At 62.4% G+C, this 15,994-nt stretch carries 14 protein-coding genes; 9 read left to right on the forward strand and 5 right to left on the reverse strand.

Going from position 1 to position 15,994, the window contains the following annotated elements:
* Positions 1–6: 6 nt before the first annotated feature.
* From thiE to ACQ4W4_RS24570, 4 genes are all read left to right on the forward strand, one after another.
* On the forward strand, positions 7–651 hold the full coding sequence (thiE, locus tag ACQ4W4_RS24555) for a thiamine phosphate synthase (protein WP_436544162.1): 645 nt from the start codon (positions 7–9) through the stop codon (positions 649–651).
* Between the two features lie 45 nt (positions 652–696).
* Positions 697–1,329 (forward strand): ANTAR domain-containing response regulator, encoded by a 633-nt coding sequence (locus tag ACQ4W4_RS24560; RefSeq protein ID WP_086139797.1) that lies wholly within the window; start codon positions 697–699, stop codon positions 1,327–1,329.
* A gap of 113 nt (positions 1,330–1,442) precedes the next feature.
* Positions 1,443–2,549, forward strand: coding sequence for an S-(hydroxymethyl)glutathione dehydrogenase/class III alcohol dehydrogenase (locus ACQ4W4_RS24565; RefSeq protein ID WP_100875565.1), 1,107 nt, complete (start codon positions 1,443–1,445; stop codon positions 2,547–2,549).
* Between the two features lie 182 nt (positions 2,550–2,731).
* On the forward strand, positions 2,732–3,586 hold the full coding sequence (locus ACQ4W4_RS24570) for a hypothetical protein (protein WP_436544163.1): 855 nt from the start codon (positions 2,732–2,734) through the stop codon (positions 3,584–3,586).
* On the opposite strand, the gene ACQ4W4_RS24575 is transcribed toward ACQ4W4_RS24570, so the two are convergent.
* Entirely contained in the window at positions 3,583–3,858 is a 276-nt protein-coding gene (locus tag ACQ4W4_RS24575; RefSeq protein WP_436544164.1) for a hypothetical protein, read from the reverse strand. The two genes, ACQ4W4_RS24570 and ACQ4W4_RS24575, sit on opposite strands and share 4 nt — an antisense overlap.
* Before the next feature lie 115 nt (positions 3,859–3,973).
* On the opposite strand from ACQ4W4_RS24575, the gene ACQ4W4_RS24580 reads away from it, so the two are divergent.
* Positions 3,974–6,283, forward strand: a complete 2,310-nt coding sequence (locus ACQ4W4_RS24580; RefSeq protein ID WP_070278250.1) for a UvrD-helicase domain-containing protein — start codon at positions 3,974–3,976, stop codon at positions 6,281–6,283.
* Positions 6,284–6,454: 171 nt separating this feature from the next.
* On the opposite strand, the gene ACQ4W4_RS24585 is transcribed toward ACQ4W4_RS24580, so the two are convergent.
* The 3 genes from ACQ4W4_RS24585 to ACQ4W4_RS24595 all read right to left on the reverse strand — a co-directional run bounded on the left by ACQ4W4_RS24585 (position 6,455) and on the right by ACQ4W4_RS24595 (position 8,685).
* Positions 6,455–7,246: a BPSS1780 family membrane protein gene (locus ACQ4W4_RS24585; protein ID WP_436544165.1), complete on the reverse strand. Its 792-nt coding sequence runs from the start codon at positions 7,244–7,246 to the stop codon at positions 6,455–6,457.
* Between the two features lie 2 nt (positions 7,247–7,248).
* Entirely contained in the window at positions 7,249–8,205 is a 957-nt protein-coding gene (locus ACQ4W4_RS24590; RefSeq protein WP_436544166.1) for a homoserine kinase, read from the reverse strand.
* 84 nt (positions 8,206–8,289) lie between these two features.
* Positions 8,290–8,685: a hypothetical protein gene (locus ACQ4W4_RS24595; RefSeq protein ID WP_070222654.1), complete on the reverse strand. Its 396-nt coding sequence runs from the start codon at positions 8,683–8,685 to the stop codon at positions 8,290–8,292.
* A gap of 291 nt (positions 8,686–8,976) precedes the next feature.
* Between ACQ4W4_RS24595 and polA the strand changes: the two genes are divergently transcribed.
* A complete protein-coding gene (polA, locus tag ACQ4W4_RS24600) occupies positions 8,977–11,739 on the forward strand; it encodes a DNA polymerase I (RefSeq protein WP_436544167.1) in 2,763 nt (920 codons plus the stop codon).
* A gap of 180 nt (positions 11,740–11,919) precedes the next feature.
* Complete coding sequence (locus tag ACQ4W4_RS24605; protein WP_436544168.1) at positions 11,920–12,804, forward strand: dienelactone hydrolase family protein; 885 nt, start codon at positions 11,920–11,922, stop codon at positions 12,802–12,804.
* Positions 12,805–12,882: 78 nt separating this feature from the next.
* Here ACQ4W4_RS24605 and ACQ4W4_RS24610 read toward each other — a convergent pair whose 3' ends face one another.
* Positions 12,883–13,164 (reverse strand): hypothetical protein, encoded by a 282-nt coding sequence (locus tag ACQ4W4_RS24610; RefSeq protein ID WP_436544174.1) that lies wholly within the window; start codon positions 13,162–13,164, stop codon positions 12,883–12,885.
* Between ACQ4W4_RS24610 and ACQ4W4_RS24615 the strand changes: the two genes are divergently transcribed.
* Positions 13,052–13,810, forward strand: coding sequence for a ZIP family metal transporter (locus tag ACQ4W4_RS24615; protein ID WP_052140365.1), 759 nt, complete (start codon positions 13,052–13,054; stop codon positions 13,808–13,810). The genes ACQ4W4_RS24610 and ACQ4W4_RS24615 overlap by 113 nt on opposite strands.
* Before the next feature lie 276 nt (positions 13,811–14,086).
* Positions 14,087–15,829 carry an ABC-F family ATP-binding cassette domain-containing protein gene (locus ACQ4W4_RS24620; protein ID WP_436544169.1) on the forward strand — a complete coding sequence of 581 codons (1,743 nt, stop codon included), beginning with the start codon at positions 14,087–14,089 and terminating at the stop codon, positions 15,827–15,829.
* The last annotated feature ends 165 nt before the right edge of the window (positions 15,830–15,994 follow it).

Below are 15,994 nucleotides of genomic sequence, written 5' to 3' on the forward strand. Positions count from 1 at the left end.
AACATCATGCGTGGACTGTATCTGGTTACCCCGAACTGGGACGACACCGACCGCCTGCTCGACGTGAGCGAGCAAGCCTTGCAGGAAGGCGTGGCCCTGCTGCAATACCGCCACAAGAGCGCCGAGGCGGACCAGCGGCGCGAGCAGGCGGGCGCCTTGCTGGCCCTGGCCCGCAAGTATGGCGTGCCCTTCATCATCAACGATTTTATCGAGCTGTGCGAAGAGCTCGACGCCGATGGCGTGCACGTGGGCGGCACGGATGCGTCCGTCGCGCAGGTGCGCGCGCGCCTGGGCAAGGACAAGCTCGTCGGCGCCTCCTGCTATGGCGACCTGGCCCTGGCACGAACGGCCGAGGCGGGCGGCGCCAGCTATGTGGCCTTCGGCGGCTTTTATCCGTCGCTGGTGAAAAAGTATCCGGTGACTACGCCGCTCGATATCGTGCTGCAGGCCAAGCGCGAGATCGCCTTGCCCTGCGTGGTGATTGGCGGCATGACGCCGGAGAACGCGGCGCCGCTGGCGGCGCGCGGCGCCGACATGGTGGCGGCGATCAGCAGTGTCTACCAGGCGGACGATGTGAATATTGCGGTGCAGCAATTCAATCAATTATTCGCGGCATGCGCATGGACATACGGGGCTGATTTGGGTCAGTAATCGGCATATAATAAGAACATCATTCATTACCGAGGTCCCCCACCCATGAGCCAGCCAGCCGCCGCGAAACGCCTTATCCTGATCGTTGACGATGACCAGCTGCTGTTGGAATTCCTCGGCGAAGTCCTGCGCCATGCCGGCTACGAGACGGCCCTGGCCCATTCGGCCGAAGTGGCGCTGCAGCTGATCGCCCAGCGCGAGCCGGACTTGGCCTTGCTCGACATCCACATGCCGGGCATGTCCGGCCTGGAACTGGCCAAGCGCCTGCATGGCGAGACGGGCGTGCCGTTCATGTTCCTGTCCGGCAGCGGCGACAGCGAATCGGGCAAGCAGGCGGCCGCCTACGGCGCCGTCGGCTATGTCGTCAAACCCGTCGACGAAGGCCGTTTGATGCCCGCGTTTGAAGCGGGCCTGGCGCGCGCCGATGAGATCCGCCAGCTGCGGCGCACCGAGCTGAACCTGAACGCGGCCTTGGCCGCCGGCCGCGAAACGAGCCTGGCCGTGGGCCTCTTGATGGGAAAATTCCAGACCGACCGCAACACGGCCTTCGAAGTGCTGCGCGACCACGCCCGTTCCAGCCGCCGCAAGATCAATGAAATCGCCAGCCAGCTGCTGCTGGCCGAGGAAACTCTGAACGGCTTGCATGGCGCGTTCCTGAATCGGGCGAAAACCAAGTAAGTGTTTCAAGTAAGCGTTGCACCGGCGCCGGCGTGGCACGCCGGCCTCTGCCTTGTTATGATGTGGCGATACGGCGCGCTGGCGCGCCTGGTTCAACCATAGACAGGACATACATGAAAACCAAAGCAGCGATTGCATGGAAGGCGGGCGCGCCTTTGACCATCGAAGAAGTCGACCTGGCCGGCCCGCGCGAGGGCGAGGTACTGGTCGAGATCAAGGCCACCGGCATTTGCCACACCGATTACTACACCTTGTCCGGTGCCGATCCGGAAGGCATCTTCCCGTCCATCCTCGGCCATGAAGGCGCCGGCGTCGTCGTCGACGTGGGCCCGGGCGTGAAAAGCCTGAAAAAGGACGACCACGTCATCCCCCTGTACACGCCGGAATGCCGCCAGTGCAAATTCTGCCTGTCGCAAAAGACGAACCTGTGCCAGTCGATCCGCTCGACCCAGGGCCGCGGCCTGATGCCGGACGCGACGTCGCGCTTTTCCATCGACGGCAAGCCCATCTTCCACTACATGGGCACGTCCACGTTCTCGAACTACATCGTCGTGCCGGAAATCGCCCTGGCGAAGATCCGCGAAGACGCGCCCTTCGATAAAGTCTGCTACATCGGCTGCGGCGTGACGACGGGCGTGGGCGCCGTGCTGTTTACGGCCAAGGTCGAGGCGGGCGCGAATGTCGTCGTGTTCGGCCTGGGCGGCATCGGCTTGAACGTGATCCAGGCGGCCAAGATGGTCGGCGCGGACAAGATCATCGGCGTCGACATCAACCCGGCACGCCAGGCTATCGCCCGCAAGTTCGGCATGACGCATTTCGTCAACGCCAACGAAGTGGAAAACGTGGTCGACACCATCGTGCAGCTGACGGACGGCGGCGCCGACTATTCGTTTGAATGCATCGGCAACACCACCACCATGCGCCAGTCGCTCGAGTGCTGCCACAAGGGCTGGGGCCAGTCCATCATCATCGGCGTGGCGGCAGCCGGCCAGGAAATCTCCACGCGTCCGTTCCAGCTGGTGACGGGGCGCGTGTGGAAAGGTTCCGCCTTCGGCGGCGCGCGCGGCCGCACGGACGTGCCGAAGATCGTCGACTGGTATATGGAAGGCAAGCTCAATATCGACGATTTGATCACGCACCGCTTGAAGCTCGACGATATCAACCAGGGCTTCGACCTGATGAAGAGCGGCGAATCGATCCGCTCCGTCGTGCTGTACTAATAATTTACGCCGTACCACGGCGTTTTGCGGAGGCTGCGGCCTCCGTTTTTTTGTGCGGCATTCCATCCATCGTCCGTGTCTGCCATCCAGGCCAGCCTTTTTGCAGCCTGTCGCACCGCGCTGGAGCCGTGCGCCATCCGCCGCTACAGTCAATGCTCCACTACTTTTGCGACGAGGCAGCCATGTCCACATCCCACCGTTTGATCCTCAGCCTGGCCGGTATCCTGATCGGCGGCAGCGCGCTGGCCGTGCAGCCGCCGCAGCCGCCCGCGCCGCCAGCCGCACCGGCCGCACCGAGCAAGCAGATCAATATTTCCACGGGCAGCGGCGATGGCTATGCGCTCGTCGACAGCAGCGAGGACAGTGTCACCATGGCCGGCACCGATGTCGATGGCCAGCAGATCAAGCAGTTGCAGCGTTCGCTCAAGGGACAGTTCCTGTGGTTCCGCGACCAGGGCAAGGGCTACGTGACGCAGGATGCCGTGCTGCTGGCCCGCGTGCGCGACGCCTGGAAGCCATCGCAAGATCTGGGCTTGCAGATGAGCGGCCTGGGCAAGCAGATGAGCGAGCACGGCAAGGCGATGGGCGAACTGGGCAGCAAGATGGGCGCCCATGGCGCGGCGCAGGCGGACGGCGGCGCGCGCGAGTCGGAACAGCTGCGCGCGCTGGGCCGCCAGCAGCAGGAACTGGGCCGCAAGATGGGCGAGGCGGCGCGCCGCCAGGCGCAGGCCACCACGGAGACGGCGCGCCGCGCGGCAGGACGCGAGGTGGAACGCCTGCAGCAGCAGATGGAAGATGCGCAGGACGCCATGGAGGAGGTCAATGATCGCATTGCCGCCGCGCACGAGCGCGAGGCGGACAAGGTGGATGCGCTGTCGCGCCAGATGGATCAGCGCGGCAAGCCGATGGAAACCCTGGGCAAGCAAATGGAGGCGCTGGGACGCCAGCAGGAAAAAGCCGCCAAGGCAGCCGACAAGACCACGCGCCAGGTGATCGCCCAGGCGCTCAGCGAAGGCAAGGCCAGGCCGGTGCGCTAGGCTTGCTTCCAGGCGGCGGCCACGGCCCGGTATTGCGCCGGCAGCTGCTCCCTGGCCTCGTCCGCGCTGGCATACACGTCATCCTGCACGGTTTCCCAGCGCGCATCGCAGCTGAAACGGTAGAAGCGCGCCTCGTCGCCGTAGCGGCACACGGCCAGGCCGTGGATGGCGATGGGAGCGGCGCCCTGCGCATCGGCGACGTGGCCGAAGGGCAGGTCGGACCAGGCCCAGGCCAGTACGCGGGCGCCGTCGAGGTGGCTGGGTGGTGTCATGGGCATCGTTTCCGTCAGCTGTGCAGTGATGCCGATTGTAGCGCGCACGCGGCGAATCCGGCGCGACCGCTGGACAAATGCACAGTATTTTTAGCCATGCCGGTATAATCACGGGATGCAAAATCTTCTTCACAACCTCAATCCCGAACAATTGGCTGCCGTCACCTTGCCGGCGCAACATGCGCTGATCCTGGCCGGCGCCGGTTCGGGCAAGACCCGCGTGCTGACCACCCGCATCGCGTGGCTGATCCAGACCCAGCAGGTATCGCCGCCCGGCATCCTGGCCGTGACGTTTACCAATAAAGCCGCCAAAGAAATGCTCACGCGCCTGTCGGCCATGCTGCCGATCAATACGCGCGGCATGTGGATCGGCACCTTCCACGGTCTGTGCAACCGCTTGCTGCGCACGCATTACCGCGATGCCGCCTTGCCGCAAACGTTCCAGATCCTCGATTCGCAGGATCAGTTATCGGTGATCAAGCGCTTGCTGAAGGCAAATAATATCGATGATGAAAAATTCCCGCCGAAGACGGTGATGTATTTCATCAACAATGCCAAGGACCAGGGCTTGCGCGCCACGGACGTGGAAGCGTATGACGCGCACGAGCGCAAGATGGTCGAGTTGTACCAGCTGTACGATGACCAGTGCCAGCGCGAAGGCGTCGTCGATTTTGCGGAACTGCTGCTGCGCACGTATGAATTGCTCAGCCGCAATCAACCGTTGCGCGAGCATTATCAGGCGCGCTTCCGCCACATCCTCGTCGACGAGTTCCAGGATACGAACAATCTGCAATACAACTGGTTGAAATTGTTGGCCGGCCACGGCAGCCGCGATGGCGGCGCCCTGTTTGCCGTCGGCGACGATGACCAGAGCATCTACGCCTTCCGCGGTGCGAATGTCGGCAACATGAGCGCCTTCGAGCACGAGTTCCAGGTGAAGAACTTGATCAAGCTGGAGCAGAACTACCGCTCGCACGGCCACATCCTCGACAGTGCGAACGTGCTGATCGCGAACAATAGCAAGCGCCTGGGCAAGAATCTGCGCACGGACGCGGGCCATGGCGAACAGGTGCGCGTGTATGAAGCCAGTTCCGACTTGCAGGAAGCGCAGTGGATCATCGAAGAGGCAAAAAGCCTGATCGCCGATGGCGCCTCGCGCAGCGAAATCGCCATTCTGTACCGCTCGAATGCGCAGTCGCGCGTGATCGAACATGCGCTGTTCTCGGCCGCGATTCCGTACCACGTGTATGGCGGCCAGCGCTATTTCCAGCGCGCCGAGGTCAAGCACGCGATTGCTTACTTGCAATTGATGGACAATCCGCACAACGATTCGGCCTTCCTGCGCGTGGTCAATTTCCCCACGCGGGGCATCGGCATGCGTTCGATCGAGCAATTGCAGGCCGCGTCCGAGCAGTACGGCATTTCGCTCTACGCCTCCGTGCCGTATGTGGCCGGCAAGGCGGGCAGCGTGCTGGCCGGCTTCGTCAAGCTGATCGAAGGCGTGCGTTTTGAAACGCAGCAACTGTCGCTGCCGGAAATGGTCAGAGTGGTGCTGGAGGCGAGTACCTTGCTGCAACACTATCAGAATGAAAAGGAAGGCGCCGACCGCATCGAGAACTTGGAGCAGATGGTCAGCGCGGCCAGCCAGTTCATTTCCGAAGAAGGTTTTGGCCAGGGCGCACCCGCGCATTTGGGGCCAGCGGCCCAGGCGCAGTCGGGCGCGCCCGTCGTGAACCAGGATGGCATCGAAATCCTGGATGCCGACGCGCCGCTGCCGGCCGTGATGTCGCCGCTCTCCGCATTTTTATCGCACGCGTCGCTGGAAGCCGGGGATAACCAGGCGCAGGCGGGCCAGGATGCGCTGCAGATGATGACCGTGCACTCGGCCAAGGGCCTGGAATTCGACAACGTCTTCATTACCGGCCTGGAAGAGGGCCTGTTCCCGCACGAAAGCAGCTCGAAGGAAGACAATGGCGTGGAAGAAGAACGCCGGCTGATGTACGTGGCCATCACGCGCGCGCGCAAGCGGCTGTACATGAGCTTTTCGCAGACGCGCATGCTGCACGGCCAGACGCGCTATAACATGAAGTCGCGCTTCTTCGACGAATTGCCGGAAGAGTCCTTGAAATGGCTGTCGCCGAAAGTACAGGCGAACTGGTTCGGCAACCGCAAGTCGGCCTGGGACGAGGCGCCGAAGGTGGCCAGCCTCGGTTCGGACAACGCGATCGCACAGAAGATCGCGCAAAAAGCCACGGGCGGCGGCTGGCGCATCGGCGAATCCGTGGCGCACGCCAAGTTCGGCGAGGGCGTGATCGTCAATATCGAGGGCGGCGGCGGCAATGCGCGCGCGCAGATCAACTTCGGACAGCACGGCATGAAGGTGCTGGACCTGGGTATCGCCAAGCTGGAACGATTGGGAAGGTAATGGACGTAGGTCGGATGAGCGGCGGAACGCCGCGTAATCCGACACTGCAAGGCCAACAATGGTGTCGGATTACGCCTTCGGCTAATCCGACCTACGTGTGGCCTTGCAAGGCATTCGGCATATAAAAAAGGGCAGCCTGCGCAGGCTGCCCTTTTCACATCGGGCTGGCGATCACTCGCCGGTCTTATCCAGCGACACCGTCTTGCCCTCATCGACGGGCAGGCCGAAGATCTGGCGGTAGGCGGCGTAGAACGAGCAATGCATGATGATGGTGAGTATCATCGACAGCGGCATCATCAGCTGCATCATCAGCGGCGTGCGGCCAAAGATGACGGCCAGCAACTGGCTGGTGACGACGCTGATGGCGAACCAGGTGGCGGCGAAGACGATGAAGGCCGACAGCGAACGCCAGACGGCGAAAAAGCTGAAGAACAGCGCCTTGCCCAGGCCGGTTTGTTTCCAGTAGATCAGCGGCGCGGCAAAGCAGAAGGCCATGGCGGCCGGCACGTACAGCACGATGGCCAGCAGGATGCCCAGGCCCAGGCGCGAGTCGGGGATGGCGGCGCGCGCCGCTTCTTCCGTCAGTTGCCCTGTGACCAGTTTCCACAGCAAGCCGCCGTCCACCAGGGTCGAGGCGCCGATGGCAACGATGGCCATCAGGATGTACAGCACGCCCAGGCCGAGCAGGGAAGGAAACGCGGGTTTGCGGAAGCCCGAAATCAACAGGCTGGGCAGGACGCGCTTGCCCTGGTCGATATGCAGGCAGCCTTGCACGAAGGCCACGGAAAACACGGGCACCAGGATGACGGGCAGCAATTGGCCGAGCACGGGCACGATGCTGACGGCCAGCATGCAGAACATATAGCCGAGAAACAGCATCGACATGCCGCCAGGTTGCTTGCGAAACAGGCCGAAGCCTTGTTTCACCCATTGCCAACCTGTACTTGCAGGTAATTTTTCCATGTTTAAAACAGTTCCGGAGCAGGTGTGGCGATACGTTCGCGCAGAATGCGTTCGAAATGCGTGGGATCGTGCGGGGTCAGCATTTCCGCTTCGCGCGGCTGGTAATAGTCGTACAGGCGCGACAGCCAGAAACGCAGCGCGGCGGCGCGCAGCATCGGTTGCCATGCCGTTTGTTCTTCCTGCGTAAACGGACGCACGGCCTGGTAGGCGTCGAGCAGGGCGCGCACGCGCACCTTGTCGAGCACGCCCGTGGCCAGGTCCACGCACCAGTCGTTGACGGTGACGGCCACGTCGAACAACCAGGTGTCGCAGCCGGCAAAGTAAAAGTCGAAAAAGCCCGTCAGGCGCTCGCCGTCAAACATGACGTTGTTGCGGAACAAGTCGGCATGCACGGGACCGCGCGGGATGGCTTTATACGTATCGCAGGCAGCAAAGGCGTCCTGGAAGTGGATTTCCGCGCGCAGCAAGTGTGCCCTGGCATCGTCGAGATGGTGCAAGACCAGCGGCGTGGTGGCGTTCCACCAGTCCAGGCCCCGTAAATTCGGCTGCTGCAGGGGGAAGTCCTGGGCCGCCAGGTGCATCTTCGCCAGCATGGCGCCCACGGCCGCGCAATGCACGGCTTGCGGCGCCATTTGCGAGCTGCCGTCGAGCTTGCTGACGATGGCGGCCGGCTTGCCTTGCAGGGCCGTCACGAGCTCGCCATCGGTATTGGCGATCGGCGCGGGCACCAGCACGCCCCGGTCCGCCAAATGGCGCATCAGTTGCAGATAGAACGGCAATTGCTCGAAGCTGAGGTTTTCAAAGATCGTCAGCACAAACTCGCCGCGCTCCGTGCTCAGGAAGAAATTGCTGTTTTCGATGCCGGACGCGATGCCCTTGAGCGCCAGAGGTTTGCCAAGTGGAAACTGCGTGATCCACTGGCCGATATCGTCCAGGTGTAGCGCGGTAAAAACTGCCATGGGAAAGAGAGGAATGGTCTAAAAGGTCAAAAAAAGCCGGCTGCCCCCGCGCATGGCCGGGGCAGGGCAGAAGAGAGTGGCTGCTTACTTCGCTGGTGCGGGCGGTGCTGGCGCGTCCGCTGCCTCTTCATCGCGTTGTTTCTGTTTCTTCTTGCCCAGGTCGAATTCCAGCACTTTCCATTGCGGGCCGCGCAGGGCGTTGCCGTTGGCCTGGTCGGCGCCGGCGGCCGGCTTCATGTAATAGGTACTGCCGCCGCTGGTGACCTTGACTTCGGACGTCACGCCCGCTTCGCGTTTCTCGGTAATCTGCTGCTTGGCCGCAGCCGGCGCCACGGTGATGGGCGCTTCGCCCATTTCCTCGATACGTTCGAGCTGTGGCGGCGCGTCGCTCGGTTTGGCCGGCGTCTGGGCGCTGGCAATGGCTGAACATGCCAGCAGGGGCAGGGCGAGGAATGTCCAGAGTGTCGATGTACGCATCATGATGGGTTCGCTTCCATGTGTGGGACTGCAGCGCGTGCAGTGGTGTAATGCCGTCAATTTATCTATAAGGCATTGTAACAAACTGATAGGCAATGCTGTTTAAATGAGCGGAAATGGCTGGCAGCGGCGGCCCGCACGCCCGTTCGGTGCCGCCAGGGTGGCAAAAACGCCAGGAACGGCACGCATTGCGGCCGGTGGCGCGGCCCTAAACTCTGCGATAATTGGACGATATTCCACCCGCCCGCCGCTCTACTCCCTGGGCGGGCGGGCTCACCTTATTTTATTGGCATTATGCAAAACACCCTGCTGTTAGTCGACGGTTCCAGTTACCTTTATCGCGCCTTCCATGCGCTGCCCGACCTGCGCAGCCCGGACGGTTACCCCACGGGCGCCATGCACGGCATGGTCAACATGCTGCGCCGCCTGCGCGCCGACTACCCGGCCGCCTACATCGCCTGCGTGTTCGATGCCAAGGGTAAAACTTTCCGCGATGATATGTATCCCGAGTACAAGGCCACGCGCGCCTCGATGCCGGACGACCTGCGGCTGCAGATCGAACCGATCCACGAAGCCGTGCGCGCCATGGGCTGGCCGATTTTGATGGTCGACGGCGTGGAAGCGGACGATGTGATCGGCACCCTGGCCGTGCAGGCGGCCGCCGCCGGCATGAACGTGGTGGTGTCCACGGGAGACAAGGACCTGGCGCAGCTGGTCAACAGCCAGGTGATGCTGATCAATACCATGAGCAACGAAAAGCTCGACGAAGCGGCCGTGCTGGCCAAGTTCGGCGTGCCGCCCAACCGTATCATCGATTACCTGTCGCTGATCGGCGATACGGTCGACAACGTGCCGGGCGTGTCGAAATGCGGCCCGAAAACGGCCGTCAAATGGCTGACCCTGTATGACAGCCTGGAAGGGGTGATGGAAAACGCGGCCAGTGTGGGCGGCGCCGTCGGTGAAAACCTGCGCACGGCCTTGCCATGGCTGCCGCAGGCGCGCGCCTTGATCACCGTCAAGACCGATTGCGATTTGTCCGGCCACATGACGACGATCGCCGACTCGCTGGTGGCGAAACACGAAGACAAGGAAGCGCTGCTGGCCTTTTTCAACCGCTACGGCTTCAAGGCCCTGCTGCGCGAACTGGGTGCGGCGCCGCCGCCGATGTCGCCTGTCGGCGCACCGGCAGCCGCCGGCGTTTCCGCCGTCAACACGACGGGCGACATGTTTGCCGATGTCGCACCAGCTGTTGAGGCCGAGTATGAAACCGTGCTGACGGATGCGCAGCTCGACAAATGGATCGCCCTGATCGATGCGGCGGCCTTGACGGCCGTCGATACGGAAACCACCTCGCTGGAACCGATGACGGCGCAAATGGTCGGCATTTCCCTCTCCGTGGCCGAACACGCGGCCTGTTACATCCCGCTGGCCCACGACTATGCGGGCGCGCCGGAACAGTTGACGCGCGAACACGTGCTGGCGAAATTGCGCCCGTGGCTGGAAGATGCGACCAAGCCCAAGCTGGGCCAGAACCTGAAATATGACAGCCACATCTTCGCCAACCATGGCGTGACGTTGCGCGGCATCGCCCACGATACCTTGCTCGAATCGTATGTGTTCGAATCGCACAAGAAACACGACATGGACAGCCTGGCCCTGCGCCACCTGAACTACACGACCATCCCGTTCGAAGACGTGTGCGGCAAGGGCGCCAAGCAGATCACCTTTAATCAGGTCGAGGTGGAGCAGGCGGCGAAGTATGCGGCCGAGGATGCCGACGTCACCTTGCGTTTGCACAATGCCATGTGGGGCAATGTGGCGAACGATGAAAAACTCACGTTTATCTATGAAAAGATCGAAATGCCGACGGCCGTGGTCTTGCAAAAGATCGAGCGCAACGGCGTGCTGATCGACGACGAACTGCTCAATATCCAGTCGGCCGAGCTGGCAGTAAAGATCCTGGAGCTGGAAAAGAAGGCGTATGAACTGGCCGAGCAGCCGTTCAACCTGGGTTCGCCCAAGCAGATCGGCGAAATCTTCTTCGAGAAATTGAAGCTGCCGGTGGTCAAGAAGACCCCGACGGGCGCGCCGTCGACGGATGAAGAAGTGCTGCAAAAGCTGGCCGAGGATTATCCGCTGCCGAAAGTCCTGCTGGAATACCGGGGCATGGCCAAGCTGAAGTCGACCTACACGGACAAATTGCCGAAGATGATCAATGTCACCACGGGCCGCGTGCATACGAACTATGCGCAAGCCGTGGCCGTGACGGGGCGTCTGGCGTCGAACGACCCGAACTTGCAGAATATCCCCATCCGCAGTGCGGAAGGCCGCCGCATCCGCGAAGCGTTTATTGCGCCGCCGGGCAGCCACATCGTTTCGGCCGACTATTCGCAGATCGAATTGCGCATCATGGCGCACATCTCGGGCGATGAAGCCATGCTGCGCGCATTTGCCGACGGCATCGACATTCACCGCGCCACGGCGGCCGAGATCTTTGGCGTGCCGGCCGCGGAAGTGCAGAGCGAACAGCGCCGCTACGCCAAGGTCATCAACTTCGGTTTGATCTACGGCATGAGCGCATTTGGCCTGGCCGGTAACCTGGGCGTGGACCGCACGGCCGCACAAAGCTATATCGACCGCTACTTTGCCCGTTTTTCGGGCGTGAAACAGTATATGGAAGACACGCGCCAGCAGGCGAAGGCGCGCGGCTACGTGGAAACCGTGTTCGGCCGCCGCTTGTGGCTGCCGGAAATCAATTCGCCGAACGGCCCGCGCCGCCAGGGCGCGGAACGGGCGGCGATCAATGCGCCCATGCAGGGTACGGCCGCAGACCTGATCAAGCTGGCCATGATCGCCGTGCAAGGCTGGCTGGAAACGGACGGCTTGCAAACGAAGATGATCATGCAGGTGCACGATGAACTGGTGCTGGAAGTGCCGGATGCCGAGCTGGAACTGGTCAAGCGCAAGCTGCCGGAACTGATGGCCGGCGTGGCCGCGCTGAAAGTGCCGTTGACGGCGGAAGTGGGAGTCGGCAAGAACTGGGACGAAGCGCATTGATGCTGCGTCGGCTTACGCGGGGCATGCCCCGCTAAGCCGACCTACATGTTTACTTGAGCAATGACCGGTCGGCTTGGCGCAGCGTAAGCCGAACAAATGTTTACTTGAGCAATGACCGTAGGTCGGCTTAGCGCAGCGTAAGCCGACATTGTTTATCAACACCCCTTTCAGGAGTAAAGCATGAGCGACATGATCACCGATTGTGAAAGTTTGCTGGGCCAGAGCAGCGTGTCCGGGCCGGATGGCCGGCGTGGTTTCCTGAAGGTGGCGCTGGGCGCGGGCTTTGCCGTGGCCGTGCTGCCCGTGGCGGCGCAAAACGTCGTCAAGACGGATTCCGCCGGACTCGTCACGGGCACCATGTCGGTGATGGTCGATGGCCAGGCCGTGCCCGTGTATGCGTCCCAGCCGGAAGGCAAGACGGGTTTGCCCGTGGTATTGGTCATTTCGGAAATTTTTGGCGTGCATGAACATATCGCCGACATGGCGCGCCGCTTCGCCAAGCAGGGCTACCTGGCGCTGGCGCCGGACCTGTTTGTGCGCCAGGGCGACCCCACCAAGGTGGCCAGCATCCCGGAATTGATGAAAGGCATCATCGCCAAGACGCCGGACGCGCAAGTGATGGCGGACCTCGATGCGGTTGTTGCGTGGGCGAAACAGAACGGCGGCGACACGAGCCGCCTGGGCATCACAGGCTTTTGCTGGGGCGGGCGCATCACGTGGCTGTACGCGGCGCACAATCCGGCCGTCAAGGCGGGCGTGGCCTGGTATGGCCGCCTCGTGGGCGAACCGACTCCCTTGCAACCGAGCAACCCCATCGACATCGCCGCCACCTTGAAAGTGCCCGTGCTGGGCTTGTATGGCGGCAAGGATACGGGCATTAGCCAGGAATCGATCGGCAAGATGAAAGAGGCGCTGGCCAAGGGCGGCAACCAATCCGAGTTTGTCGTGTATCCCGATGCGGGCCACGCCTTCAATGCCGATTACCGCCCCAGCTATGTGGCGGCCGATGCGAAAGACGGCTATGCGCGCTGCCTGGCCTGGTTCAAAAGCCACGGCGTGGCGTAATGCCGCAACAGCAAACTACCTGAATTTTCCGGAAGTTGCCGCGAAAAGTGCACCGGGCTGTAAAATGCCCGGTTCGCGTCAATGCAGTACAATTGCATCTTCACTGCGCCACGCTGCCGCCAAGCGCGCATAAGATTGAATAATAAGCAATATTACACAGATCAAGCCAGACGCCAGCATTGCGGGCGCCCGTAGGCCGGCGCCATTTTGAGGTAAGAAAATCATCGATCCCGTCCTTATATCCATTTTGCTCGCGACCACGATCGCGGGCGTCTTCAGCATTACCGCGGCGGCGATCTTTTCGTTTGCATTCCTGTCCAAGGTGGTCGAGCGCATGGTCAGCTTGTCCGTCGGCATCATGCTGTCGACTTCCTTGCTGCACGCCTTGCCCGAAGCGTTCGAGTCGCAGGCGGACCCGCGCAGCCTGTTCGCGACCCTGCTGGCGGGCTTGCTGGCCTTTTTCATGCTGGAAAAATTCGCGATTTTGCGCCATTCGCACCACCACGAAGGCGATGGCCACCATCACGCGCACGGCCACGACAAGCACGAGGCGGGCAAGGCCGGCTGGATGATTCTCGTCGGCGACGGCATGCACAACTTTACGGACGGCATTTTGATCGCGGCCGCCTTCCTGGCCGACCCGAAGCTGGGCCTGGTCACGGGCCTGGCCATCATCGCGCATGAAATCCCGCAGGAAATCGGCGATTTTATTGTACTGCTCAACGCCGGCTTCTCGCGCCTGCGCGCCTACATCTTCAATCTGCTGTGCAGCCTGATGGCGGTGGCGGGCGGCCTGCTCGGCTATTTCACCCTGGACCGCGCCAGCAATCTGATCCCGTACGTGCTCGTGTTCGCCTCGTCCGGCTTCATCTATATCGCCTTGTCCGACCTGATGCCGCAGATGCAGCGCCGCGCTACCTTGCGCGAAACCATCCCGCAAGTGCTGCTGATTGCGCTGGGCGTGTGCATCGTGCTGTTCCTGACGCACAAGCGCCACGGCGGTTGATGCCTGGCACTGCCGGTGCAGTGCCACCTATGCTATATTGCCTTTCTGACTAACTTGCACAGAAAGGAGGAAAATATCATGGAAGAAAACTTGTTGCTCGCCTTGTGGCGCGCACGCTCTTTAAGCGCATTTGCCAGCTCTTGCCCACGTTCTATCGCGCTGCGATAACCTGGCCAGAGCAAAGTCACCCTCCTACACGAGTCCTTTCCTGGTACTCCGTTGTCGTTAGCGCTCCTGTTAACGCGGATGCTTGCATCCCGCACAAAGACAAGAGCCATGACTACCCTGATTTCTACCCAAGCTTTACAACTGGATACCCACGACGGTTTCCTCTTCAATGAACTCGCCTTTACCTTGCGCCAGGGCGACCGCATCGGCCTGATCGGCCACAACGGCTGCGGCAAATCCACCTTGTTGGGCTTGCTCAGCGGCACTCGGGAAGCCACCGCCGGCACCATCCACTATGCCCGCGCCTGCCGCCTGCAGCACGTGGAGCAGCACTTGCCGGGGGACCTTGCCAGCCTGAGCCTGTACGACGCCTTGCTGGCGCCCGTGCTGGAGCAGCCCGAGCTGCATTGGCGCGTCGACAGCCTGCTGGCCGAACTGGGCTTCGACCTGGAGACGGCGCAAGTGCCCGTGCACTCGCTGTCCGGTGGCCAGCACACGCGGCTGCTGCTGGGCCGGGCCCTGCTGCAGGAACCGAACGTGCTGCTGCTTGACGAACCGAGCAATCACCTGGACTTGCCGTCGCTGCTGTGGCTGGAGCAATTCCTGCTGCGCTGGCGCGGCGCCTTCATCCTCGTCTCGCACGACCAGCGCCTGCTCGACAACGTGGCCACGCGCAGCTGGATCTTGCGCGACAGCCGCCTCTACGACTTCGACTTGCCGTGCGGCCCCGCCCTGGCGGCGCTGGCCGAAGCGGATGTGGCCGCGGCCGCCCGCCACGCGGCCGAGCAGAAGGAAATCGACCGCCTGTCGGCCAGCAGCGCGCGCCTGGCCCTGTGGGGCCGCACCTATGACAATGAAGACCTGGCGCGCAAGGCCAAGACCATGCAGTGGCGCATCGACAAATTGAAGGATGCGCAGTCGTTCGTCAGCGATGGCGCACCGTGGCGCTTGAGTTTGCGCGGCAAGCCGCTGGCGGCCGACCAGCTGCTGGCGCTCGATGACCTGGACGTGCGCGCCGTGCCCGCTTCCCCCGTGCTGTTCCACACCGGCCAGCTATGGCTGAAACCGGGCGACCGGGTCGCCTTGCTGGGCGCCAACGGCAGCGGCAAGTCGTCGCTGCTGCGCCTGTGCTGGCAAGCGATCCAGGAACAGCAGGAACGTGCGGACTTGCGCTGGCACCACGCCGCCAGCATCGGCTATTACGACCAGTCGCTCAAGCAACTGGCCGATACGGCCGATTTGCCCGACGCGCTGTACCCGTTTGCCGTGCAAAACGAGGCCGCGCGCAGCCAGGTGGCGCGCAAGCAGGCGTTGATCTCGGCCGGTTTCCCGTATGCGCGCCATGGCCAGACGGTGGCCACCCTGAGCGGCGGCGAGCGGGCGCGGCTGCTGTTTCTGGGGCTGTCGCTGGCCAGCTACCACCTGCTGCTGCTGGACGAGCCCAGCAATCACCTGGACATGCAGGGCAAGGCGGAACTGGGGCAGGCGCTGTGCGGCTTTGAAGGCGGCTGTTTGCTGGTGTCGCACGACCGCGACCTGATCGAGACGGCGTGCAACCGCTTTTGGGTGGTGGCCGATGGCCAGCTGGAAGAGTGGCCGGACGCGGCCAGCGCGTATGCACGGCTGAGTCTTGAGGATGGGCAGGCGCCGGCGTCCGCGCCGCGCGTGGAAACGGCTGCGCTTGCGCCAGCACAAACCGACGTCGACGTCCAGCTGGAACGCTTGTGCGAACTGGAGCAATTGCTGGCGGAAGACCTGGCGAGAAAGCCGCGGCACCAGAAGCCGGCCAGCCAGCAGGCGTGGCGGGCGGAACTGGAACGCTTGAATCAAGCGCTGGGGATAACATCGTAGTTACCCACAAGTAAAAAGGCGGACCATCTGGTCCGCCTTTTTTTAACTGCCTGACCCGTCCTGGAATAAGTTGACACTTTTTCGTTACAGAGAAGGAGTGTCCGATGGAACAAGGGTTTCGACGCAGTCAGCGAGATTACAGCCTGGCTTTTAAATTGAGCGTTG

It is taken from the genome of Janthinobacterium glycogeni, assembly GCF_051380725.1.
Classification (GTDB): domain Bacteria; phylum Pseudomonadota; class Gammaproteobacteria; order Burkholderiales; family Burkholderiaceae_D; genus Janthinobacterium.

What these genes read in the sequence shown, in the direction of transcription:
- ACQ4W4_RS24565 (WP_100875565.1), top strand. Translation starts at nt 1,443, where the DNA reads ATGAAAACCAAAGCAGCGATTGCATGGAAGGCGGGCGCGCCTTTGACC.
- ACQ4W4_RS24575 (WP_436544164.1), bottom strand. Translation starts at nt 3,858, where the DNA reads ATGACACCACCCAGCCACCTCGACGGCGCCCGCGTACTGGCCTGGGCC.
- polA (WP_436544167.1), top strand. Translation starts at nt 8,977, where the DNA reads ATGCAAAACACCCTGCTGTTAGTCGACGGTTCCAGTTACCTTTATCGC.
- ACQ4W4_RS24605 (WP_436544168.1), top strand. Translation starts at nt 11,920, where the DNA reads ATGAGCGACATGATCACCGATTGTGAAAGTTTGCTGGGCCAGAGCAGC.
- thiE (WP_436544162.1), top strand. Translation starts at nt 7, where the DNA reads ATGCGTGGACTGTATCTGGTTACCCCGAACTGGGACGACACCGACCGC.
- ACQ4W4_RS24590 (WP_436544166.1), bottom strand. Translation starts at nt 8,205, where the DNA reads ATGGCAGTTTTTACCGCGCTACACCTGGACGATATCGGCCAGTGGATC.
- ACQ4W4_RS24610 (WP_436544174.1), bottom strand. Translation starts at nt 13,164, where the DNA reads ATGATGCCGACGGACAAGCTGACCATGCGCTCGACCACCTTGGACAGG.
- ACQ4W4_RS24570 (WP_436544163.1), top strand. Translation starts at nt 2,732, where the DNA reads ATGTCCACATCCCACCGTTTGATCCTCAGCCTGGCCGGTATCCTGATC.
- ACQ4W4_RS24620 (WP_436544169.1), top strand. Translation starts at nt 14,087, where the DNA reads ATGACTACCCTGATTTCTACCCAAGCTTTACAACTGGATACCCACGAC.
- ACQ4W4_RS24585 (WP_436544165.1), bottom strand. Translation starts at nt 7,246, where the DNA reads ATGGAAAAATTACCTGCAAGTACAGGTTGGCAATGGGTGAAACAAGGC.
- ACQ4W4_RS24580 (WP_070278250.1), top strand. Translation starts at nt 3,974, where the DNA reads ATGCAAAATCTTCTTCACAACCTCAATCCCGAACAATTGGCTGCCGTC.
- ACQ4W4_RS24560 (WP_086139797.1), top strand. Translation starts at nt 697, where the DNA reads ATGAGCCAGCCAGCCGCCGCGAAACGCCTTATCCTGATCGTTGACGAT.
- ACQ4W4_RS24595 (WP_070222654.1), bottom strand. Translation starts at nt 8,685, where the DNA reads ATGATGCGTACATCGACACTCTGGACATTCCTCGCCCTGCCCCTGCTG.